The organism is Vibrio sp. 378 (genome assembly GCF_033339435.1).
In genome coordinates this window covers 1-522 of the sequence record NZ_JAWOUO010001168.1, presented here as the reverse complement: position 1 = coordinate 522, position 522 = coordinate 1, and the positions used below count along the sequence as shown (strand labels likewise).

Here is a 522-nt window from a genome sequence, read left to right as displayed (position 1 = left end):
GGGTATCCCATAGAGAGTAAACCGAGAAGTTTGGCTGTTCTTCCGTTGCTTGACCGTAAACGATGGAGTATTCCCCTTCGCCTTCACGAATTGAGCCTTTACCCATGCCACGGAATCGACCGTCTACATCTTGATGCACCATCGGCGCAATCTTGGTGTGGTAAAGCGCAGTGTAGAAGATCTCTTTCTGATCTTCCGTGCCCCCTTCGATAGAGAAGTTGAGTGCTTTTGCCCATTTCTCACGCGCGTTGTTACGTGCAGTATCGAAAGAGACATTCGCTTCGGCATCGTAGTTGTTTTCTGCACCTTGTGGGTCAACCGCAGATAACGCCACTTGCGCATTCAACTCTTGTGAGCCTTCATCTTCAAATTCGATGTAGGCAGTGACGTCCGCTTTGACACGCTTAACTGGATTACCTTGGTCATCGTAAATCAATTCAGAAACGTGCTCTGCCGTTAGGCCGTCAACAGGCTTACCATTGGCAAGGATGTAGACGTCTTTGATCTTCTTATCGAAAGTCG

The 522-nt window shown here is 48.5% G+C and carries 1 protein-coding gene; it reads right to left on the bottom strand.

The features are described from left to right. Window positions 1–522, bottom strand: a 522-nt coding sequence (locus R7Q48_RS30965; protein ID WP_318134242.1) for a glycoside hydrolase domain-containing protein, incomplete at both ends; no start/stop codon positions are given.